Genomic DNA, 22706 nt, shown 5'->3' on the forward strand with positions numbered 1-22706 from the left:
CAGTTTATCCCACCATTCCCATTAAGTATACTACTGTAAAGATAAATACCCATACAACGTCGATGAAGTGCCAGTATAGTGAAGCTAAGTAGAACTTCGGAGCATTGTACAGATTCAAACCACGTTTAGCATTGCGAAGCATCAGGCTGACAATCCAGAGAAGACCGAATGCAACGTGTCCCCCGTGGAATCCTACTAAGGTGTAAAAGGCTGACCCAAATGCACTACTAGTAAAAGTATGCCCGTATTCATGTACGTAATGATTAAACTCGTAAATCTCCAATCCAAGGAAACCTGCACCAAGTAGAACGGTAATCAATAACCATGCCTGCATCCGTTGGAAATTATAGTTTTTCATATGATACATCGCATACACACTTGTCAGTGAGCTTGTTAAAAGAAGCATCGTTGCCAAAAAGGAAAGCGGTAAATCAAAAAGATCAGTAGTGAGAGCATGGCTATCACTAGGAACTCTGTTTTTAAGAGCTAAATACGTTGCAAAAAGAGAGCCGAAAAGGACCGTTTCTCCACCAAGGAAAAACCAGAAGCCCATAAATTTATTTTTCCCCTCAAGGGTCGCCTTTTCAGGGGAGGCCGGCCAGGTCTTTGGCGTGAATTTTTCTTCAGCGTGCATTATGCCTTACCCCCTTTATCGTCGTCCATTAAATCTTCTTTATGCACATGATAACCGTGATCATCTACAACAGATCGAAGGAACATGGATCCCAATGTGATAAGCATGCCGATGATGAGAACAGGCAGTGCCCATGCTTTATCATCTACATGATACATGGCACCGAATGCCGCAATGAATAATCCCAGTGAGATAAAGAAAGGTAAAATGGAATTATTAGGCATATGGATATCACCGATAGGTTCAGCTGGAGTCAATCCTTTATTCCCTTCCATTTTCTCTAACCAATACGCGTCCAACCCACGGATAAGTGGTGTCTGCTTAAAGTTATAGAAAGGTGGTGGTGACGGGATTGCCCATTCAATGGTACGTCCGTCTCCCCAAGGGTCGTTGGATACTTTTACACCTTTAACTTGTGTTGAAATGATATTGATTATATAAACGATTACAGCTACACCCATGAATCCTGCACCGATGGAGCTGATTAAGTTAGCCGTTTCGAATCCTTGACCAGGCAAGAATGTCCATACACGACGCGGCATTCCCATTAGCCCAAGGAAATGCTGGATGAAGAACGTCAGGTGGAAGCCGATAAAGAATAACCAGAACGCGATCTTTCCTAAGAAATCGTTCAACATGGTTCCAAACATTTTTGGCCAGTAATAATGAGTACCTGCCAGTAGGGCAAATACTACCCCACCTACGATAACATAGTGGAAGTGGGCAACAACGAAATACGTATCATGGAACTGGTAATCTGCAGCGGCAGAAGCAAGCATGATTCCCGTTACCCCACCCGCTACGAATGTAGGGATGAATGCTACAGCATAAAGCATAGGAGTCGTGAATCTCAGACTTCCTCCCCACATAGTGAGAAGCCAGTTAAAGATCTTGATACCCGTCGGAACGGCAATAGCCATTGTAGCAACCGCGAATATGGCATTCGCGATAGGTCCTAAACCAACCGTGAACATGTGGTGGGCCCAAACCATGAATCCTAGGAAACCGATCAATACGGTCGCAAACACCATGGATGAATAACCGAATAAGCGTTTTCTAGAGAAGTGTGGAATGATCTCAGAGAAAATCCCGAACGCAGGCAATACAAGGATGTATACCTCAGGGTGACCGAAAATCCAGAAGAAGTGTTCCCAGATAATCGTATTCCCTCCATTTGCTACATCGAAGAAGTTCGCTCCGAACATACGATCGAACAGCATTAAGAATAAACCTACTGTCAAGGCAGGAAACGCGAATAAGATAAGTGCCGATGTAACAAATACTGTCCAGGTGAAAAGTGGCATACGCATATATGTCATTCCTGGAGCACGCATATTAATGATCGTTACAAGGAAGTTGATACCACCTATCAATGTCCCCGCACCGGCGATCTGTAATCCCAATACATAGAAGTCGATTCCATGCCCCGGTGATGCTATGGAAAGAGATGCATAAGATGTCCATCCTGCATCTGGAGCCCCTCCCATAAACCATGAAAGATTCAGGAATACTCCCCCTAGGAAGAATAACCAGAACCCTAATGAGTTTACGAAAGGAAACGCAACGTCACGGGCACCGATCTGCAATGGTACAACGGCATTCATGAATGCAAATATCAGCGGCATGGCAGCCAGGAATATCATCGTCGTACCGTGCATCGTTAATAATTCGTTGTATAAACCAGCGCTAACAAAGTCGTTGTTAGGAACGGCAAGTTGTATACGAATGATAAGAGCTTCTAAACCACCGACAAGGAAGAAGAATCCTCCTGCCATTAGGTAAAGGATGGCGATCTTTTTATGGTCCACTGTTGTCATGTAGTCCCATACAGTCGCGCCGAAGCCTTTTTTCTGTGAATAGCTACTCACGATTAAACCTCCCTTTTACTAATCCCCAATTAATCTTGAACCTTTAAGCCCATTAAATACTCTGCAAGTGCATCAATTTCATCTTCCTGCAGGTTACCATATGTACCTGTCATTTTATTACCTGGTTTGTACTGCTCAGGATCTGAGATCCAATTTTTCAACTCTTCTTTATTATGATCCAATACGCCAGCGATACGTGAACGCTCACCGAAGTTGGATAAGTTAGGAGCAAGTCGAGCAGATTCAGGTCTTCCATCCTGTGGTGATACCGCGTGACAGCTTAAGCATTTCTTGCTGAAGATTTCTTGTCCTTGTTGGGCTATATCAGAAGTCGGTTTCGGTTCTCCTGCATTTTTCATATCTTCAACCCATGCTGTAAATTCCTCTTTAGGAAGCGCTTTAACTTTAAAGTCCATTAAAGCGTGGGAAGGACCACATAATTCGGCACATTTTCCATAGAATAATCCGCCTGCTTCTTCGGCCTTTTTCCCATCAAACTCAAGGAAGAATTTATTCACGCCATCTACGTTTGTATCAATCTTTCCTCCTGCTGCCGGAATCCAGAATGAATGTTTTACATCTGATGCTGTCACATTGAAATAAACTTTTTGATCAGTTGGGACAACTAAGTCTTGAGATGTAATGATCTTTTCATCAGGATACTCGAACTCCCACCAGTAAAGGTTGGCACGTACATTTACAACTAATGCCTCACGATTACCGTCTTTATCCTTTTTATCCATCGCCTTTGTATCCGCTAACTGGAACGTTGCCGTAACAGTCGGGACAGCAAGGATAAGAAGAAGGATGATCGGGATAACGGTCCACACAATTTCAAGTGTGTGACTCCCCTCTACCTGCTTAGGGATTTTTGTATCCCCTTTCTTTCTACGGAAACGAACGATCGCAACCATATAGACAACCATGACTACAATGATGACCAATACCATAATTAATGTAGCAAGTATCATCAAATCATACTGTGTCTGTGCTACTTCACCAGCTGGCTGCAGTGTGGAGAGAAATGGCTCTCCACAGCCAGAAAGAACTAGCGCCAACATTGCTACAACTGAAAATAAGCGCCACTTAGATAGCCTTGCTTTCATAGCTTAATCAAACCCCTCTTTCATGTAATGTACTTTGAATAAAACAAGGACCCATAAAAATATCTATTTGGATTTCTTAACAGAAAGAATTCCCGCTTATCTTAAATTACCGTAACGATGACCATCGCTACGAATAAGATAGTCAAGTAATTTAATGAATAGACAAACATAAGCTTTGACCACTTAATATCGTCTTTCATTTTATAACCTGCCAGACCAAGTGCCAGCCAGCCGATGTTAAAGGCCGTTGCCAGAATAAAGAAGAACATTCCGAGATCCATCAAGAAGAAAGGAAGGGGTAAAAGGGCAGCAACCCATGCTACGATATGGTGTTTCGTTGTAGCGAATCCTTTCACTACCGGAAGCATCGGTATACTGGCTGCTCTATATTCTTCCACTCTTTTCATTGCTAACGCGTAGAAATGAGGAGGCTGCCAGATAAACATCATCAGGAACAGCACCCAGGCGACTACATCCAGGTTTGCATCTACAGCTGCCCAGCCGATCAGCGGCGGAACCGCACCTGAGATACTTCCAACAATTGTGTTGCTTACATATTTTCTTTTTGACCACATTGTATATAATACAACGTAACTAAATACCCCGATCAACCCAATGACACCCGCAGTGATGGTTGTCATGAATAACATGATCAGACCGACCGCAATCATGATTAACCCAAGGGACAATGCCTTTGGTCCATTGATCTTGCCTGTTACGGTTGGCCGTTCCTTCGTTCTTTCCATCAGATGATCGATGTCCCGGTCATATACATTGTTAATGGAGCAGGACCCCGCAATAATCAGGGAAGAACCTATCAACGTAAGAAACATGATATCCAGGGAATTTAGAAAGTGTGTATTCGTAAAATAAAAGGCTAACCACATACCTGTAAAGGTTGTAATTAAATTGGAATTAACGATCCCAATTTTAATGAGCGCTAAAAAATCCTTCCAAGCAGTTGAAGCTGTCACATCTGCTTTTTCAACGTCTGTCATGATTCGACTGTTAGACATTTTTTCTCTCCTCTCTATAAAAGGCAAGAGGTTTGTTGCCACCTCTATACTATATAGGAAATGATTAACTATTTCTATATTCATCTGTAAAATCATCCACAGATAAGAAATAGTATATATGCTATCAATATTATATTAAACCATATATTTTTTCCTTTTTGGGGGAGAATTAGACAATTATGTGAAGAAATTGTGAAGAAAGGAAGACGCAGAAGGTTCTTCATATTTCTACAAACATTTTAATCCCATCATACCATAAAACACAGCTAAGCGCTTACAGATTTTGTTTTTACACAAATTAGTCCTTCCCTACTATTACTATTCTCTATTCTCCCAAGATAAATGCTCATAATTCTGTAACATTTTATCGGTTGAGTTTTTCATACCTATTATGTAATATCGTAGAGGCATATATATTTTTCTACTATATTTATTTATAGAAAGTGTGTAGAGTCTTTTAATTAAGAAGGTGAATAGATTGCAAAAAGGTGTTCACAAAGGATTAAAATGGCTTGCCGTTCTGACTACTCTGGGTATGTTATTCGTCCTGTTGGGTGGAGCCCTGGTGACGAAGACGGAATCCGGAATGGGCTGCGGGCGCTCTTGGCCCCTTTGTAACGGACAGTTGATTCCAAGTGATATTACATTTGAGCTTGTTATAGAATTAGCACACCGTGTGGTATCAGGTGGTGTGGGATTATTGGTTCTGGCTTTATCGATCTGGTCATGGAGATCAATCGGTTATAAACGGGAAACGAAATTCCTTGCAGCCCTTTCTTTCTTCTTTCTTGTGTTGCAGGGACTAATCGGTGCTGCAGCTGTATTATGGGGGCAATCGGATTTTGTCCTGGCCATCCATTTCGGAATTTCCCTAATCTCTTTTGCTTCCATATTATTATTGACACTGCTGATTTTTGAGGTTGACCAGAAATTTGATGCGAAATCATTGGTCATAAACAAACGGATGAGGTTTCATACCGTCGGGGTAACGATTTATAGTTATCTTGTTGTTTATACCGGCGCTCTCGTAAGGCATACGGAGTCCAGCCTGGTGTGCAAGGATTGGCCATTATGCGTCAACTCCTCCCCAAGCCTCCCCTCTAACCTGTACGAATGGATTCAGATGGGGCACAGGGCAGCAGCAGGCTTCATTTTCTTTTGGATTGCCTATATCACTTACATCGCCATGAAAGAGCATAAGCACCAGAAAGTGATCTACTGGGGTTGGATCATCGCCTTCACCCTGGTTTGTCTTCAAGTAATGAGTGGTGCACTCGTAGTGTTCACAAGACTGAACCTCTCGATTGCCTTAATGCATGCTTTGATCATTTCGTGTCTGTTTGGATTATTGTGTTACTTCAATCTTCTTGCTTCAAGAAGTAAACGGAAGAAATAGAAAAAAAGGATTCCGGTACATGTACCGGAATCCTTTTTTCATTATGCTTTATTCACTTCAATTAATAAATCCCCAGGGCTGATGGCATCACCATTTTGTACATAGATATCTTTAACTGTTCCTGCAAAAGGCGCCTGGACGGTCGTTTCCATCTTCATGGCTTCAGTGATCATTAAATGATCTCCCTTTTCAACCGTTTCTCCTTTTTCTGCGATGACCCTTATAACGGTTCCCGGCATGGAAGCCCCGATATGATTTTCATTTTTCACATCAGCCTTCATTTTGGCCGCCACAGTGGATTTAATACTTTCGTCCTTAATGACTACTTCACGGGCCTGACCATTAAGTTCGAAGTAAACAATACGGGTACCATCTGCCTGGGCCTGTCCAATCGAGACTAGCTTAACAATGAGTGTCTTCCCGGTTTCGATTTCCACTTCTATTTCTTCACCCAGTCTCATCCCAAATAAGAATGTAGGGGTATCGAGGACCGAGATGTCCCCGAATTGATCCATTGTTCGTGCGTATTCCATGAATACTTTCGGATACAGGGCATATCCAAGGGCATCAAAACTCGTGACCGGACGCTCGAGGTCTTCAAAGAGTTTTTCTTTCAGAGCTGTGAAGTCCACATCATCCAGTAGTTCTCCAGGTCTAACGGTCAGCGGATTACGCCCTTTCAAGATCACGCTCTGCAATTCTTTCGGAAACCCTCCGTGAGGTTGACCCAGTGATCCTTCAAATAATTCAACCACTGAATCTGGAAAATCGATTTTCTCACCTTTTTCGAGTACGTCTGTTTCTGATAAATCGTTTTGAACCATGAATAAAGCCATGTCTCCGACCACTTTAGAAGAAGGAGTTACTTTGACTATGTCCCCGAAGAGGTGGTTGACCCTCGCATACATGTCTTTGACTTCTTCCCAGCGGTGACCGAGCCCGACTGCTTTTGCCTGCTGCTGAAGGTTGCTGTACTGCCCCCCCGGCATTTCATGTTTGTATACTTCTGAATGCGGTGACATCATCCCACTTTCAAAATCTGTATAATACTTCCGAACGTCTTCCCAATAGTGAGAAAGGGTTTCCAGGGAATCGATGTTTACATTCGGTTCTCTTCTTGTCCCTTTTAGAGCATAATACAACGTATTGGCACTAGGTTGGGACGTCAGGCCGGACATGGTGCTAAGGGCCGTATCGACAATGTCGACTCCCGCTTCGACGGCTCTTGCGTATGTGTAGATCCCGTTCCCGCTCGTATCATGTGTATGCAGATGAATCGGCAGGCTCACTGTATCCTTCAGTTCGGAAATCAACCGGTAGGCTGACTGAGGCTTCAACAGTCCCGCCATATCCTTGATGGCCAGAATGTGTGCACCACTCGCTTCGAGCTCTTTGGCCATATTCTTATAGTAATCGATATTATATTTTGTCCGTGTCGGGTCATCGATATCACCGGTGTAGCATATGGCCGCTTCTGCGATTTTCCCGCTTTGCCTCACGGCGTCAATCGCCACTTCCATTCCCTTGACCCAGTTTAAGCTGTCAAAGATCCTGAAGACGTCAATGCCGGCAAACGCTGATTTCTCGACGAATTCCCTGATTACATTATCCGGATAGTTCTTATACCCTACCGCATTGGATGCTCTAAGGAGCATTTGGAATAATACATTTGGAATGCGCTCCCTCAAAGTCAATAATCGATTCCATGGGTCTTCCTTAAGAAAGCGGTAAGCCACATCGAATGTCGCTCCACCCCACATTTCATAGGAGAACATATCAGGCAGCAACTGAGATGTCGGTGCCGCTATCTGTTTCAGATCATTTGTTCTGACACGCGTCGCCAGTAATGATTGATGGGCATCACGGAATGTTGTATCAGTGAGGAGGACTGAATTCTGTTCTTTGACCCAATTCACCAGGCCGTCAGCCCCATGCTGATCCAGGATTTGTTTCGTTCCGGGTTGAAACTCTTGCTTTACATCAAGTGTCGGGACCCGCGGTTTCTGGAAGACAGGTTTTTTCTTTTTCTCTACTCCCGGGAATCCATTTACAGTGACGTTCCCAATATACGAAAGCATTTTCGTTCCACGGTCTTTCCTTATCGGGAAAATGAATAGTTCAGGAGTCGTGTCGATAAACGAGGTATCATACTGTCCCGTAATGAAGTTTTCATGCTTTACGACATTTTCCAAAAACGGGATATTCGTCTTGATTCCCCGAATTCTAAATTCTTGAAGATTTCTGACCATTTTGGACGCAGCTTGTTCGAATGTAAGTGCCCACGTGGAAAGCTTCACGAGAAGGGAATCGTAATAAGGTGTAATGACCGCACCCTGGAATCCATTCCCGGCATCTAGACGGACCCCGAAGCCCCCACCTGATCGGTACGCCATGATTTTTCCGGTATCAGGCATAAAGTTGTTCAATGGGTCTTCCGTTGTCACACGGGATTGAATGGCAAATCCATTCGTCCTGATGTCATCCTGAAGAGGGATACCTAGCTTATCACTATGCAGGGCATAACCTTCCGCGATCATCAATTGTGATTGTACGATATCCACTCCTGTCACCATTTCCGTAATGGTGTGTTCCACTTGAACCCGTGGATTTACTTCGATGAAGTAGAATTGATCATTTGCTACAAGGAACTCAACGGTCCCGGCATTCACATACTTGACATTATCCATTAACCGGACGGCTGCCGCGCAGATATCTTCCCTCAAGCGATCGCTCAATGATACGGAAGGCGCAATTTCCACTACCTTCTGATGGCGTCTTTGAATGGAACAATCACGCTCATACAGGTGGACGATGTTACCGTCATGATCTCCAAGAATCTGGACTTCAATGTGCTTCGGATTTTCAACAAATTTCTCCACATAAATTTCATCATTGCCAAAGGCAGCTTTCGCTTCTGATTTAGCCCGCTCATAGGCTTCTTTTAGGCTCTCAAGGTTGCGGACGATGCGCATTCCCCGTCCACCGCCACCCAATGAGGCTTTGATGATGATCGGGAATCCGTTTTCCTTCCCGAAGCTGATGACTTCTTCCAAAGTTTCTACAGGTCCATCAGTACCCGGAATGACCGGAATATTCGCAAGCTGCGCCTGATGGCGTGCCTTCACCTTGTCACCAAACATATTCAAGTGCTCAGAATGAGGCCCTACAAAGGTGATTCCTTCTTCTTCACACCTTCTTGCAAAGTGGATATTTTCAGACAGGAAGCCATATCCAGGGTGGATGGCGTCCACATCTGCATTCTTAGCAATTCGAATGATCCCTTCTATGTCCAGATAAGCATCAATGGGCTTTTTCCCCTCACCTATCAAATATGCTTCATCTGCTTTATAGCGATGATATGATCCTGAATCTTCTTTACTGTAGATGGCTACGGTTCTAATATTAAGTTCCGTACATGCACGGAATACACGGATGGCAATCTCACCGCGGTTTGCTACCAGTACTTTTTTAATTCGTTTCAATACACTCTCTCCTTTTGGCTATTCATGATTGAAATTCTCCATTTTGAAGTCTATGAAAAAAGGGCTGACCCCAAAGATAATAAAGAAGTATCTTAGGGGGCAGACCCTAGACTTAGAGTTTTAGATACTCTATCAAAGTGACCTACATTTTAACACCATATATTTTTTTGCTATTATCCTTATTCTCCGAAGGATAGTCATTTTCCTTCTTTGTTTTATATTTTTCTTCAAATTTTACAAACATCGACACATTTACGAGGACACCCATCGACAAAGATAGCACCAAGAGGGACGATCCACCGTAACTGATGAACGGGAGTGGGACCCCTGTGATCGGTATTAATCCGGATACACCTCCAAGATTGATGAAAGCCTGGATGCCGATCATGCAGGAGATCCCGATTGCAAGCATCGTGCCGAACGGATCCTGACATTTCACGCCTGTATAAATTCCCCTGAGCACAATATAGGAAAGGCCGAGGACAACAAAGCTTACCCCGAATACGCCTAGCTCTTCAGCAATGATGGCCATGATGAAATCCGTCTGGGGCTCCGGTAAATAACCAAGTTTTTGGACGCTTTGTCCTAATCCGAGACCTTTCACTCCCCCGGACCCGATCGCAAGGTAAGAGTTCACCAAATGGTATCCCTCACCCTGTGCATATTTAAACGGGGACAGATAGGCTTCAATCCTGCTAAGCCTTTCTTTAGTGAAGATGAAGCCCCTTGCCATGTATATGACCGGGGAGAGGACAATCAAAAATCCTACTCCAAGCCCAGCAAGCTTGAAAAACGTTTTATAACTGATGCCCGAACAGGAAATGACGATGGCACCGATGGCAAAGATGATTGCTGCCGTACCGAAGTCCGGTTCCAGGAATACTAAAAAGCATATGAAGCCAAGAAACAGTAATGGAGGTGCAAGACCTTTATTGAAGTCATCTATGTATGCCTGCTTCTTGGAGTAAACGGAACCAAGGTAGATGATGACGGCAAGTTTCGCAAATTCCGATGGCTGGATGGGCATGAACCCTAGGTTGATCCAACTTTTTGCGTTATTCACCTCATACCCGAAAATATGTACCGCAAGTAATAAACCGATGATCACAATCATCAGGCCTTTGATGATCTTACTTACTTGAAAGGCTTTATACGGAAACCACGCTGCTGCCGTAAAGGCAATGAAGCCGATGATGATATTGATCATCTGCCTTTTATAAAAGTGGTCGCTGTCCCAGCCGAACCGTTCCACTGCCATGACCATACTGGCACTATAAATCATGACGAGGCCAAATAAACAAAGGAATACATATACAGCGATTAACGAATAATCGTAGGATTTTGCTATTTTTTTAATCATGACATTTCAACCCTTTTTCTCTTATATCATTTTCATCACTTAAATCATCTTTCCTTAACAAAAAAACTCAAACAACAGATCTATGTATTGTTTGAGTTGTCATGACTATTTTACTTTTTTGTAGATGCTTCATGAAGGGCAGAAAGTTGTCTTTCCAAAGAATCAATCAGATCTTTTCCATCTTGATCATCTACTAGCCCTAAGCGGACCGCAAATTCTATTTCACGAGATAATCCGAACATTTGGGTATCCAATACTTCCTCATATAGAGGACATTGGGGCATCGTTAAATTATCCATTTGCACTTTAATAAGTTGTAATATCTTTTCTGCGTCGGCCTTTAATAGTTCATAGGCTTTTTCCCGATGATTGATTGTCATTTCTGACGCCACAGTGATCCCCCCATTCCGAACAAATAACCTTCCTGTCTTAAAATTTTATCGTTAAACCCGATAAATTGCAAGAAAAATAAGTGTTTTTCCCGGGATTCAATGACAGAATTTCGAACATTTTTCATATGGTAAATAGGTGTATTTCATCACGTGAGCCGCTCTCTTTTATTGGAGGGATGAACCGTTATTGCAGGCTAAAATATGCTCCATGAGTGTGCATCACTGAGCATTTCGAGAAGCTTCAGCCCCGCAATGCTGTTCCCGACATCATCGAGTGCCGGGCCGAAGATCCCTATTCCGCATTTACCGGGAACCGATCCCATGATGCCGCCGGATACGCCACTTTTAGCAGGGATCCCCACCTTAATGGCAAACTCCCCGGAGGTATTATACATCCCGCATGTCACCATGAAGGTTTTACATACTCTCGCTACATCCCTCGTAATCAATTCTCGGCCGCTCTCCGGATCGATCCCGTCATTGGCGAATACCGCTCCCATCTTGGCAAGATCCACGCAGTTCATCTCCACGGCGCATTGCTTCGTGTAAAGGACGAGTAGATCTTCGACATTTCCCGTGATCACCCCATGCTGCTTCATGAAGTAGCAAAGGGATCGGTTCAGATTGGCCGTTTGGAGTTCTGAATAGGCCACATCTTCATTATATGAGACCGTTTCCCCTGTCATATGATTGATGAATTCGATTAAGCGGTGCCATTTCTCCATTCCGGTGTTTCCCTTGATCATATTCGTTACAGCCAGTGCCCCCGCATTGATCATCGGATTAAGGGGTTTTGACGGCTTGTGTGTTTCAAGCTTCGCTATGGAGTTGAATGGATCTCCTGTAGGTTCCATTCCAACCTTTGAAAAAACGTACTCTTCCCCGTAGTCCATTAGTACGAGTGCAAGGGTGATGACCTTTGATATGCTTTGGAGAGTGAATTTCTTCAAATGATCCCCGGCATAACAGGAGTTATTATCCAATGTGTATATGCTGATTGCCAGATCATGGGGATTTTGATCCTTAAGTGCGGGTATGTACTCTGCAACCCTTCCTTCCGATGCAAAGGGTCTCGCCTTTTCAACTAATCCTTCCAACCATTCCTGTGTGTTTATCATATATCCAACAGCTCCTTTTATCCTACTTATCATTTCCCTATTTTCATTCATTGAAAACGCTGAAAATGCTTTCATCAGAATGTGACAAACCCTCGCTTAACATATATACTGATACTATCAGCGAGAGGAGGAATCAGTAATGGAAAGTATCATACCGATAAAAGGGAAAGTGAAATTCCCCATTACATTGGATGCGGGAGTTTGGATATTTGATGATCGAAAAGTGGATTTAACTACATATTTTGATGATACAACAGAAAAAGTGGATGAGTTAGAGGAATATACAAAAGCGGTTTCCAAGCACTGGTCCAGGGAGATCCAGGAAGGTGCAACCTATCCCCCCACTTTGAAAACCGAGAAGAGATATGAGAAAGAAAAGATCCTTAACGGAACATTCGCCATTCCTTTTGCACCATTTTTAAAAAATGCAGAGCCGCTTCCTGAAGGGGCGTCCATCGTGATCGAAACCGAAAACGGGGATCTCACTCTGGATATCAACGAGGCTGATCAGCTGTTGATCGGATTTTCTAAAGAAGGCAAGCCACTCAGGGAAAACGGACCCGTTCACGTTTTTTTTACAGACGGTTCGAACAGGAACAACCCGATTACAGATGTCAGAGCATTTCGTGTAGAATAATTATAAAGATTGAAAACCGGTTCAGTAACATCTGAACCGGTTTTTTCATACGTTATCATTGTGTGATTCTAAATGCTTACAATATATCCGCCGCAAGCTGTGCCAATCCCGACCTTTCACCCTTCATGAGCTTCACATGTCCGGCTAATTTTTGATCTTTGAATTTCTCCACTACATAGGTCAGTCCATTATTATATTCATCAAGATATGGGTGATCGATTTGAGCCGGATCTCCCATCAACACAATTTTGCTCCGTTCCCCGACACGTGTGAGAATCGTTTTCACTTCATGCTTCGTCAGGTTCTGAGCTTCATCTATGATGATATATTGATCCGGAATGCTTCTACCCCGTATATACGTCAATGCTTCCACCTCGATGGACCCCATCCCGGCAAGGATATCATCCAGTTCACCCGGTTTTTTTGTATTGAACAGGTATTCGAGATTATCATAAATCGGCTGCATCCATGGCCGCAACTTTTCTTGCTTTTCACCAGGAAGATAGCCTATATCTTTGCCAACCGGAACGATTGGGCGGGCAACGAGTAATTTGTTGAATTTATTGAAGTCTTCCGTTTGCAATAGACCGGCTGCCAGTGCCAGAAGCGTTTTACCGGTCCCCGCTTTCCCGATCATGGTCACTAACGAAATATCATCACGTAATAATAACTCCGTCGCCATCGTTTGTTGGACATTCCTCGCTTTAATCCCCCACATATGTTCTTGATCATAGACCAGTTTCTTCACCTTAAGTCCGGTGGAATCCACCATTCCGAGGGCCGATGCAGAACTTCCAAGGGCATCTTTCATAATAAGGAATTGATGGGAATAAAATCGTTGTTTCGTTATCTCCGTAAGAGTCAATTCCCCTTTTTCATAAAATTTATTGAGGAATTCTCTCTCTGTATATAATTCGATGAATCCGGTATAAATATCATTTACTTCAATGACCCTGTCACTCAGGAAATCTTCTGCCTGTAAACCTAAAGCATCCGCCTTGACCCTGACAAGGGTATCTTTACTGACAAGGATAACCGTTTTCCCATCCTTTTTTGCTTCTTCCTCGAGTGAAAGGTTCTTTGCTACGGCAATGATCCGATTATCGTTTGTTTTCTCAACAAATATATCTTGAAGCTGCTGAAAGGAGCGGTGATTTAGTTCAATCCGTAATGATCCGCCTGTATATAGGGGGATTTTTTCATGGAGCTTTCCTTCCTGCCGTAAATTATCTATCAGTTTCGATACATGTCTTGCGTTTCTTCCGATTTCATCCATATAACGCTTTTTGGAGTCCACTTCTTCTAAAACGACTGCAGGTATAACCACCTCATTATCCTGGAAAGAAAAGATGGCTTGTGGATCTTGTAATAAGACATTGGTATCTAATACATAAATTTTATTCAAATCGATGCCTCCTGCTCCTGATTTCTTATTACTATTGTATGTAGCCAATGATGTTCCGGTTATTCCCAGCTACTCAAATAGGACGGCCCGTTTCTTAAAATATATGAATAAACGTATAAAGATAGAAGAAATTTACACAATAAGAAAAGATATTGATTCTAAATCGGGAGGTATTCACATGTTTAAGCTCATCTCTCTCTTAATGGTCACCATCATCCTTGGAGCTTGCGCCAACAAAAATGAGGTCGGGTATAACAATGATGCAAACAGTAAAAATAATAAACCAATCACTGTCCAGGATAGCAATATTCAACAGGTCCAACGCAAGACAGGACAACAAATCTCAAAGCATCTGGTTGACCTGACCACCAGCGTGCCGGATGTGAAAGATGCAACGGCTGTTGTCATCGGTAAATACGCATTTGTAGGGATCGATATCGATTCGGACGTCGAGCGTTCCCAGGTCGGTTCTATTAAATATTCTGTCGCTGAAGCCCTTCAAAATGATCCATACGGTGCAGAGGCCATGGTCATCGCCGATCCGGATCTTTATGCCCGATTGAAGGAAATCAGTAAAGATATCCAACGAGGCGAACCGGTTCAGGGCATCATGAATGAACTGTCAGACATATCGGGCAGATTGATGCCTGAAATCCCTAAGTCTTTAAAGCAGACCAATCCCGAAAATGCCCCGAACGAACCTAAGAAAAAAATGAATAACGCAAAAGAAAAACAGCTTAGAAAAAATCAAGAAGATCAAACATACGATAAAATCGATTGATTGTAGAGCCTTATCTAAAATTGAGAAAAAGCCATGAAAAAGCTTAGGTAGGATGCTAAGCTTTTTTCATGGCTTCAATTACTTGCCGGTCTAAACGGTCTGCAGCTGTTTTATCATATGTCTTCTCATAAACAGGCTCTGTGGAAATTTTCGATCCATAGAACATGACATCTCTCACTTCATTGATGACAAGTTGAAAAAGGGTAAGCTTCAAAGGCACTCCGGATAGTTTCTCTTGATGTACAAAAGCTTTCCCACCAATGGAATAGGTTGATTCATTTGCGATTAAGTTCACTACAACCAGCGGATTCCCCTTAATATTCTCGACGATTCTTGAGCGTTGATCCACGGCAAACAGTAGCGTCTGCTCGTCTTTGGCAAAGACCCACGAAATAGAACTGACATTGGGGCCATGTGTTTCATGATCAACGGTAGCAAGTGTCACGAATCGCTCTGATTGCAGTTCCTCAAACAATGCAGGAATTAAGCCGGGTTCTACTTGATTAGCCATACAATCCCCCCTGGTGACGTTTTTGTCTCTACGTCTTCATGTGATTATCTTGATTCTACTATACCAAACTCGATTGTGAAAGACATAATAGAATGTAAAATAAAGCGTTCGTCCTCACTACATGATATACTAAAATGACCAGAGTTATGATTAGAACAAGTAGAGGTGTACAAAATGAGAGTAAAATGTGCTTTATGCGAAGTTATTGAAAATATTGACGACTATTCCCTGCAGGCGAAAAAGCTGCGTAACAGACCCATTCACACTTATATGTGCGAGAAATGCCATGACCGCATTAAAGAGAAGACAGAAGAACGTGTTTCTACGGGGAATTTCCGTTTTTATCGTTCTCCTTTAGTCGAAGATGACTTTTAAACAAATCGGTTTCGCTGTCGGAATTGTCTCAGGCACAATATTAGGACTGTTCCTAAAGTGGATACAAGGACTTACCGGTATTAAAGTATATGTATTATTACTGAATGTTGACTTCATTCCACTGTTTGCATCTAGATTGCCCGAATGGCTGGAGTTCTCTTTCCACTTACTCATTTCCTGCGGGATCGGTTTGGTATTTGTGTTTCTGATGGAAAAGCTGAATGTATCAAGCAGGGGAGCCTGGATTCTTTCCCTGCTGCTTACTTTCCCCACTGTCTTTCTATATTTCCCCCTTTCTTATCTGGCCGTAAAGGATGTACCCGGCTTATTCGATGGTACAGCCATCATCTTTTGGACAATTGGCCATCTACTGTATGGATTAAGCCTGCCCCCACTCTATCAATTTTTCACGAAGGCGAATCACAAATAGAAAAAGCTGTAGTCCTTAGTGTATGGACTACAGCTTTTTTTGCTTAAAACGTGCCTTTTTTCTTTTCATTCGTCAGGCGGATCTTGTAAATCACTAAGATTAAAGCCGCAACGACCAATCCTTCAGCCACCGGAAGGAAAATGCCGAGAAACGTCAGCACCGTACATCCAAGTATGAGAAAAGTATAAATAAGGATCGATTTCATGACTGGCAGCTTTTTCGCAAAACCGAGTTTATAAACTAAGATTGAGAGCCCAACGATGGTTATATAAAGCAACCACATACCCATTTCCGCGTTCTGGTCAACCCGGTAAAGGGATGCGAAAAAGGACAAACGTTCTGTTACATCCATTTCCTACTCCCCCTTCACTTCGTTTATTGAGTAACCTTATTTTTCTTTTCTGCTCTTTCACGTTCATTCTTATCGAGAATTTTCTTACGAAGACGGATTGATTCAGGTGTTACTTCACAATATTCATCATCATTTAAATATTCCAATGACTCTTCTAATGTCATGATTCTTGCCTTTTTAATCGTAACGGTTTGATCTTTATTTGCAGAACGTACGTTAGTCGCCTGTTTCAGCTTTGTGATATTAACGGTAATATCATTTTCTCTCGTATGTTCACCAACGATCATTCCGCCATAAATTTCTGTCCCGGACTCAACGAAAATGATTCCGCGGTCTTCCACCTGCATGATACCGTATTGTGACGCTTTACCTGTCTCCATGGAAACAAGCACACCTTGACGACGTCCGCCTACGCGGCCTTTCTGCAGTGGTTGGTAGCCTTCGAATGTATGGTTGATGATACCATATCCGCGAGTAAGAGTCATAAACTCCGTAGAATAACCGATTAGTCCACGTGCAGGAACCATAAACATTAATCGGACCTGGCCGTTACCGTTGTTCACCATATCCAGCATTTCACCTTTACGCTGACCAAGTGATTCGATTACTCCTCCCATATACTCTTCAGGGATATCAATTTGAACACGTTCTACAGGCTCGCTCTTCACGCCATCGACTTCTTTGATGATAACCTGTGGTTTCGATACCTGTAATTCGTACCCTTCACGACGCATGTTTTCAATCAGGATGGAAAGGTGAAGCTCTCCACGTCCCGAAACCGTCCATGCATCAGGTGAATCGGTTGGTTCAACACGTAAGCTTACATCTGTTTGAAGCTGAGCCAATAAACGCTCCTCGATTTTTCTTGACGTAACAAATTTACCTTCTCTACCTGCAAATGGACTGTTGTTCACTAGGAACGTCATTTGAAGGGTCGGCTCGTCAATGCGAAGGACCGGAAGTTGATCCTGATGTTCAACCGGACAAACCGTTTCACCGACGTTGATATCTTCCATTCCGGAAACAGCGATTAAATCACCCGCTTTTGCCTCTTGGATTTCTTCACGCTTTAATCCGAAGAAACCAAAGATCTTTGTTACACGGAATTGTTTAACAGTCCCGTCAAGCTTCATCAGTGCTACCTGTTGGCCCACTTTCATCGTTCCTCTGAACACACGACCGATCCCGATACGCCCTACGTAATCATTGTAATCAAGCAGTGCAACCTGGAATTGAAGTGGATCTTCAGAGTTGTCTACCGGTGCAGGAATGTGCTCAATGATGGAATCATATAAACACTGCATGTTTTCATCCTGTTTTTCCGGATCCGGATCTGTACTAGCAGTACCGTTGATTGCAGAAGCATAAACAACCGGGAATTCAAGCTGCTCATCATTTGCATCTAATTCAATGAATAACTCCAATACTTCATCGATAACTTCTTCAGGACGAGCTGAAGGTTTGTCGATTTTGTTTACAACAACGATTGGTGTAAGGTTCTGTTCCAGTGCTTTCTTAAGAACGAAGCGAGTCTGTGGCATACAGCCTTCATACGCATCCACTACCAGTAGAACACCATCTACCATTTTCATGATACGTTCTACTTCTCCACCGAAGTCAGCATGCCCTGGTGTATCAAGGATATTGATTCGGGAATCTTTATATTGAATCGCCGTATTTTTCGCAAGGATCGTAATACCGCGTTCTCTCTCTAAATCATTTGAATCCATCGCACGTTCCGAAACAGTTTCGTTTTCGCGGAAGATTCCAGATTGCTTTAAAAGCTCATCTACTAATGTCGTTTTCCCGTGGTCAACGTGAGCAATAATAGCAATATTTCTTAGGTCATTTCTTAATTTCATATTTCCACTCCTGAATATTGGATTTCTTTATAGTGTAAAGATAATATTTTTCAGTTCAACTAGACCATTATATCACAGCATTGACAAAAGCCCTAATAAATATTTCATCTCCCCTATTCATTCTTGCTAAAAGTTTCCTTAACGACTTGCATGTTCTGCTTCTTTGTCCCCGAAACCCATTGCGATTTATTGAATACATAGGTAAAATTTAATTAGCGCAGCATAAGAGGCTGGGTCGACAATCAGTAAGGGAACGAATCATCGTTTATCAATATTGGGGGTTACATGATGGCAAATATAAAATGGATCTTTGTACTTTTTTCGATATTAGCGGCTGTTTCACTGATGGGGATAGCCATTTCAATTAGTTTACAAAGTATATTGCTTGCAGCTGCAAGTATCGTTTGTTTATTCATTGTGATGGGATTTGGTTTTAAGACCAAGAAAAAATACAGAGAAGAAGGAAGATTGTAATACGAAGAAAAGGAGTGGTGGCCGTTGAAGGGCCACCACTCCTTTTTCATTTACTCTTTTCTATGAAGATAGTCAGTCAAAATCGTTTCATGCAGACCAGGCTTCCCGACGAAGACAGAGCTCTTGTTTAATGGATTCAATGGGTTTCCATCAAGGTCCGTCACCACTCCACCAAGCTCTTCGATCATAATCTTTCCGGCTGCGAAATCCCATGGTGCAAGTCGCATCGTTAAATAGGCATCCAGCCTCCCTGAAGCCACGTAAGCAAGTTCCATCGCAGCTGAACCATAGGACCGGGTCCCTCTCACATCCTGCACGAGTGGAGCCAGAATAGAGGAATCAATACGCTTGTTCTTTGTCACCCATAGTGCATTCAATGCAACAATCGCATCTTCCACAGGAACGGGATCAAGCTTCGGAAGCTTCACATCATTCATATAGACACCTTTGCCTTTACTCGCAAAATAAAGCTCGTCATGCACGACATCATATATGTATCCTAACTTCCCCTCTTTTCCATCGTATATCCCGATTGAAATGGCAAAGTTTCTCTGCTGATGGACAAAATTCATCGTTCCATCGATTGGGTCGATGATCCAGGTTATTCCGGACAACTCTTTGAAATCATCACCATATCCTTCTTCTCCCAAAATTTGATGATCCGGGTAATGGGTTCGTATGTTTTCAGTAAAATATCGCTCAGTCGCTTCATCCATATCGGTAACCAAGTCATTTCGGTTCGATTTGGTTTTAATGTTCAGTTCGGTTTTAAATGACTGACGAATCCTCTCACCGGCTTCATGTATCCATGTTCTAACATTTTGATCTAGTTCGGTCCAATTTGTCATGTATTAATAACCTCCAATTAGCGAAAATCAGTGTAGTCATTACTAATATGGTCTTTTCAGATAATCTTAACTCCTAGGTTCATTTCATTCAAGAAAATAGGCTTCACCAAGAAGGGTCATTTCCCCATAAAAAAGCGAACTCTCCAACCACTATGAGCTCGCGTTCAAAAGTAGATTTTGTTAATCAGCATACTTTAAACCATTGAATGTTATTTGCTCTATAAAGCCTTCATTTTCATTAGTTCTTCCCTGATGCTCATAAGTTTCTGCTTGGACTTGGTCTGGGTTTCTGTATTCTTCGTTTGAATTGCTTCAAACAATACGGCTAATTCATAATCCATTTCAAGTCTCAATACGTTCATTCTTTGCTGTTGGACATCACGTTTTTTAGAAGTGTTCATTACTTGTTTCATGGCCATACACCCCTTCCGAGTTTTCGATTTATCTGATTGTTCTGATAATATTTACTACATGTTATGAAATACCCTCTCATCTTGTAACTAAAATGTGCAGACACCTATAGATAATTCATTTGGCTACAAGCATGTACCTCATTATGGTAAGATATTGGTGGAAATAAGGAGGTTACAACATGACATTTAACGGTTTTACTAAAGAAGATTTCAATGTTTTTAATCTTGATGGTCTCGACGACCGGATGACGGCCATCGCAGAACAGATCAGGCCTAAGCTTGCCTACCTGGGTGAACATTTTGCACCCACTCTTAGTGCCCTGACCGGTGATGAGATGTTTTACCATGTGGCGAAACATGCAAGACGCTCAGTGAATCCTCCAGATGACACGTGGGTTGCTTTTGCAAACAACAAACGTGGGTACAAGAAACATCCTCATTTCCAAATCGGTTTATGGGAAACCCATGTATTTATTTGGTTTGCAATGATCTATGAAGCTCCAAATAAAGTTGAATTCGGTAAAAAAGCCGAAGAAAATGCAGATAAGATAAGGTCATTGATTCCCGGTCACTTTGTTTGGTCCGGAGATCATACTAAACCGGATGCTGCACCTTTCTCCTCCCTGTCACAAGATGAATTCATTGCTTTAACTGAAAGAGTTCAAAATGTAAAGAAAGCTGAACTTCTATGCGGACTTCATCTGGATCGTGACTCTGCCATTAAGATGACCGGAGATGAATTGATCCAGGAAGTTGAAAGTGCCTTTGAAACACTTTTACCCCTTTATAAAATGAACTAAACCATATAACTGTAGGGAATAATGCAGAAAGAACGACTGCCCTAAACGGCAGTCGTTCTTTTAATTCATCGATATTTTGGCAGCGTCCTGCTGCTCTTTCATTTTTTTCACTACATGATAGGAAGAATAGCCACTGGATTCTTCAAATTCATTGCAGATCCTTTTCTCTTCTGCTTTGCCAGGAACGATTTCTTTAAATCGCTTATATCGATTCATCAGGTCCTCTCTTGAAACACCTTTTTCATATGCCTTTTCAATCGCTTCGAAAAAGGCAATGACGTCGATGACTTCCTCCGTTGACCAGTCTATATCGAAGGGGTATTGATATTCCATTTTGTACTGCAACTCCTTTGATGATTGTATTAACTCCACTTTTCACGAATGTTTTCACCTTGTGAAATCATGCGCTCGATGAGATCTTTAACCGACGGGATGTCATGGATCAACCCCATCACCTGTCCTGCCCATGCAAAGCCTTCGTCTACTTCACCATCGTAGATATATCGTTTATTTGCCTCGCCGCTTATGTATGATTTCAATCCTTCATATCCCGGATTCGATGTTTCAGCAGCCAGGATTTGATTTGTCCAGGTATTTGATATCGCTCTGGCCGGGGCCCCTAAAGATCGTTTAATGACTACTGTACCACTCTCATCCCCTTCAATCAAGGCACGTTTATACACGTCTGAAGCGTGGACGCACTCTTTTGTCGCTATGAATCTTGTCCCCATCTCGACTCCTTCTGCGCCGAAGCTGAGGGCTGCCATCAAACCACGGCCGTCCCCAATACCTCCCGAGGCAATGACAGGGATGGATACAGCATCCACCACACGTGGAATCAAGACGAATGTCCCGATGTCATCCTTACCCAAATGTCCTCCCCCTTCTTGTCCAACGACCATGACGGCATCCGCACCGAGCTCCTCAGCCTTTTGGGCCTGTCTTTTTGATGCGACCAATACAAGCTTCACCATATCCTCACCTTCAATTTGTTGAAACAGGGGAGTCGGATTCCCTCCTGTTACGGAGATGACCGGCACCTTTTCTTCAATGGCAATATCTACAAACCCGCTGAATGGGCGTCCATGTTGACCGATGGCAAAGTTCACTCCAAACGGTTGATCTGTTAATGACCTTACCTTTTTGATTTCTTTACGAAGCTCTTCGGGGTCATCGAGTGACATGGCGGTGATTTGGCCAAGGCCGCCTGCATTCGACACTGCCGCAGCCAGTTCTGCATATGCCAGGTGGGCAAGCCCCCCTTGTATGATTGGATATTGAATGTTCAATAATTCTGTAACCCTCGTTTTCCACTTCATTTGAATCCCTCCATTCATTCATTTATTCTCGATGGAGGTGGGAAAGTCCTTTTCTTTGGCGTGGTGTATATTCATAAGAATTAAGGTGAGTCTTAGATGAGAGGGCAATGGGTGTTATAGTGAGTTG

23 protein-coding genes are annotated in these 22706 nt (G+C 42.8%); 7 read left to right on the top strand and 16 right to left on the bottom strand.

The features are described from left to right. Positions 1 to 4: 4 nt before the first annotated feature. From ATG71_RS18180 to cyoE, 4 genes are all read right to left on the bottom strand, one after another. Positions 5 to 634 (bottom strand): cytochrome (ubi)quinol oxidase subunit III, encoded by a 630-nt coding sequence (locus tag ATG71_RS18180; protein ID WP_034755953.1) that lies wholly within the window; start codon positions 632 to 634, stop codon positions 5 to 7. Next, complete coding sequence (ctaD, locus tag ATG71_RS18185) at positions 634 to 2451, bottom strand: cytochrome c oxidase subunit I (protein WP_483295344.1); 1818 nt, start codon at positions 2449 to 2451, stop codon at positions 634 to 636. The genes ATG71_RS18180 and ctaD overlap by 1 nt, the downstream gene beginning before the upstream one ends. An 80-nt stretch (positions 2452 to 2531) precedes the next feature. Then, a complete protein-coding gene (coxB, locus tag ATG71_RS18190; RefSeq protein WP_098440879.1) occupies positions 2532 to 3608 on the bottom strand; it encodes a cytochrome c oxidase subunit II in 1077 nt (358 codons plus the stop codon). A 101-nt stretch (positions 3609 to 3709) separates the two neighbouring features. Continuing rightward, positions 3710 to 4624 (bottom strand): heme o synthase, encoded by a 915-nt coding sequence (gene cyoE / locus ATG71_RS18195; RefSeq protein ID WP_098440880.1) that lies wholly within the window; start codon positions 4622 to 4624, stop codon positions 3710 to 3712. Between the two features lie 478 nt (positions 4625 to 5102). On the opposite strand from cyoE, the gene ATG71_RS18200 reads away from it, so the two are divergent. Beyond that, complete coding sequence (locus tag ATG71_RS18200; RefSeq protein ID WP_353616290.1) at positions 5103 to 6020, top strand: COX15/CtaA family protein; 918 nt, start codon at positions 5103 to 5105, stop codon at positions 6018 to 6020. A gap of 41 nt (positions 6021 to 6061) precedes the next feature. Here ATG71_RS18200 and pyc read toward each other — a convergent pair whose 3' ends face one another. From pyc to glsA, 4 genes are all read right to left on the bottom strand, one after another. Then, positions 6062 to 9502 (bottom strand): pyruvate carboxylase, encoded by a 3441-nt coding sequence (pyc, locus tag ATG71_RS18205; protein WP_098440881.1) that lies wholly within the window; start codon positions 9500 to 9502, stop codon positions 6062 to 6064. Positions 9503 to 9644: 142 nt separating this feature from the next. Then, positions 9645 to 10862, bottom strand: coding sequence for an FtsW/RodA/SpoVE family cell cycle protein (locus ATG71_RS18210; protein ID WP_098440882.1), 1218 nt, complete (start codon positions 10860 to 10862; stop codon positions 9645 to 9647). A gap of 110 nt (positions 10863 to 10972) precedes the next feature. After that, on the bottom strand, positions 10973 to 11254 hold the full coding sequence (locus ATG71_RS18215) for an Fpa/YlaN family protein (protein WP_034755973.1): 282 nt from the start codon (positions 11252 to 11254) through the stop codon (positions 10973 to 10975). Between the two features lie 194 nt (positions 11255 to 11448). Further along, positions 11449 to 12372 (bottom strand): glutaminase A, encoded by a 924-nt coding sequence (gene glsA / locus ATG71_RS18220; RefSeq protein WP_098440883.1) that lies wholly within the window; start codon positions 12370 to 12372, stop codon positions 11449 to 11451. Positions 12373 to 12511: 139 nt separating this feature from the next. Here glsA and ATG71_RS18225 point away from each other — a divergent pair, with 139 nt between their 5' ends. Continuing rightward, positions 12512 to 13009, top strand: a complete 498-nt coding sequence (locus tag ATG71_RS18225) for a hypothetical protein (RefSeq protein ID WP_098440884.1) — start codon at positions 12512 to 12514, stop codon at positions 13007 to 13009. Between the two features lie 76 nt (positions 13010 to 13085). Here the strand turns inward: ATG71_RS18225 and ATG71_RS18230 are convergent, their stop codons facing one another. Continuing rightward, positions 13086 to 14414, bottom strand: a complete 1329-nt coding sequence (locus ATG71_RS18230) for a PhoH family protein (protein WP_098440885.1) — start codon at positions 14412 to 14414, stop codon at positions 13086 to 13088. A gap of 178 nt (positions 14415 to 14592) precedes the next feature. On the opposite strand from ATG71_RS18230, the gene ATG71_RS18235 reads away from it, so the two are divergent. After that, the gene (locus ATG71_RS18235) at positions 14593 to 15195 is read left to right on the top strand and encodes a YhcN/YlaJ family sporulation lipoprotein (RefSeq protein WP_098440886.1); all 603 of its coding nucleotides are present in this window, start codon (positions 14593 to 14595) and stop codon (positions 15193 to 15195) included. 55 nt (positions 15196 to 15250) lie between these two features. Here the strand turns inward: ATG71_RS18235 and ATG71_RS18240 are convergent, their stop codons facing one another. Next, positions 15251 to 15706 (bottom strand): pyridoxamine 5'-phosphate oxidase family protein, encoded by a 456-nt coding sequence (locus ATG71_RS18240; protein WP_098440887.1) that lies wholly within the window; start codon positions 15704 to 15706, stop codon positions 15251 to 15253. A 174-nt stretch (positions 15707 to 15880) separates the two neighbouring features. On the opposite strand from ATG71_RS18240, the gene ATG71_RS18245 reads away from it, so the two are divergent. Beyond that, positions 15881 to 16081, top strand: a complete 201-nt coding sequence (locus ATG71_RS18245; protein ID WP_034755987.1) for a YlaI family protein — start codon at positions 15881 to 15883, stop codon at positions 16079 to 16081. Then, positions 16071 to 16511 carry a hypothetical protein gene (locus ATG71_RS18250; protein WP_098440888.1) on the top strand — a complete coding sequence of 147 codons (441 nt, stop codon included), beginning with the start codon at positions 16071 to 16073 and terminating at the stop codon, positions 16509 to 16511. The genes ATG71_RS18245 and ATG71_RS18250 overlap by 11 nt, the downstream gene beginning before the upstream one ends. Before the next feature lie 43 nt (positions 16512 to 16554). Here the strand turns inward: ATG71_RS18250 and ATG71_RS18255 are convergent, their stop codons facing one another. Both ATG71_RS18255 and typA read right to left on the bottom strand, forming a co-directional pair. Next, positions 16555 to 16863 carry a YlaH-like family protein gene (locus ATG71_RS18255; RefSeq protein WP_034755992.1) on the bottom strand — a complete coding sequence of 103 codons (309 nt, stop codon included), beginning with the start codon at positions 16861 to 16863 and terminating at the stop codon, positions 16555 to 16557. Positions 16864 to 16886: 23 nt separating this feature from the next. After that, the gene (gene typA, locus ATG71_RS18260) at positions 16887 to 18725 is read right to left on the bottom strand and encodes a translational GTPase TypA (RefSeq protein ID WP_098440889.1); all 1839 of its coding nucleotides are present in this window, start codon (positions 18723 to 18725) and stop codon (positions 16887 to 16889) included. 285 nt (positions 18726 to 19010) lie between these two features. Here typA and ATG71_RS18265 point away from each other — a divergent pair, with 285 nt between their 5' ends. Then, a complete protein-coding gene (locus ATG71_RS18265; protein WP_353616291.1) occupies positions 19011 to 19199 on the top strand; it encodes a YlaF family protein in 189 nt (62 codons plus the stop codon). A 50-nt stretch (positions 19200 to 19249) separates the two neighbouring features. Here ATG71_RS18265 and ATG71_RS18270 read toward each other — a convergent pair whose 3' ends face one another. After that, positions 19250 to 20047, bottom strand: coding sequence for an inositol monophosphatase family protein (locus ATG71_RS18270; RefSeq protein ID WP_098440891.1), 798 nt, complete (start codon positions 20045 to 20047; stop codon positions 19250 to 19252). Positions 20048 to 20265: 218 nt separating this feature from the next. After that, positions 20266 to 20460 carry a hypothetical protein gene (locus ATG71_RS18275; RefSeq protein ID WP_034756016.1) on the bottom strand — a complete coding sequence of 65 codons (195 nt, stop codon included), beginning with the start codon at positions 20458 to 20460 and terminating at the stop codon, positions 20266 to 20268. Between the two features lie 179 nt (positions 20461 to 20639). On the opposite strand from ATG71_RS18275, the gene ATG71_RS18280 reads away from it, so the two are divergent. Next, positions 20640 to 21260, top strand: coding sequence for a YktB family protein (locus tag ATG71_RS18280; protein ID WP_098440892.1), 621 nt, complete (start codon positions 20640 to 20642; stop codon positions 21258 to 21260). 60 nt (positions 21261 to 21320) lie between these two features. Here the strand turns inward: ATG71_RS18280 and ATG71_RS18285 are convergent, their stop codons facing one another. Together ATG71_RS18285 and ATG71_RS18290 are read right to left on the bottom strand one after the other, a co-directional pair. Continuing rightward, on the bottom strand, positions 21321 to 21593 hold the full coding sequence (locus ATG71_RS18285) for a UPF0223 family protein (protein ID WP_034756022.1): 273 nt from the start codon (positions 21591 to 21593) through the stop codon (positions 21321 to 21323). A gap of 29 nt (positions 21594 to 21622) precedes the next feature. After that, complete coding sequence (locus ATG71_RS18290; protein ID WP_098440893.1) at positions 21623 to 22579, bottom strand: NAD(P)H-dependent flavin oxidoreductase; 957 nt, start codon at positions 22577 to 22579, stop codon at positions 21623 to 21625. Between the last annotated feature and the right edge of the window lie 127 nt (positions 22580 to 22706).

The organism is Bacillus sp. es.034, from assembly GCF_002563655.1.
Classification (GTDB): domain Bacteria; phylum Bacillota; class Bacilli; order Bacillales; family Bacillaceae_B; genus Rossellomorea.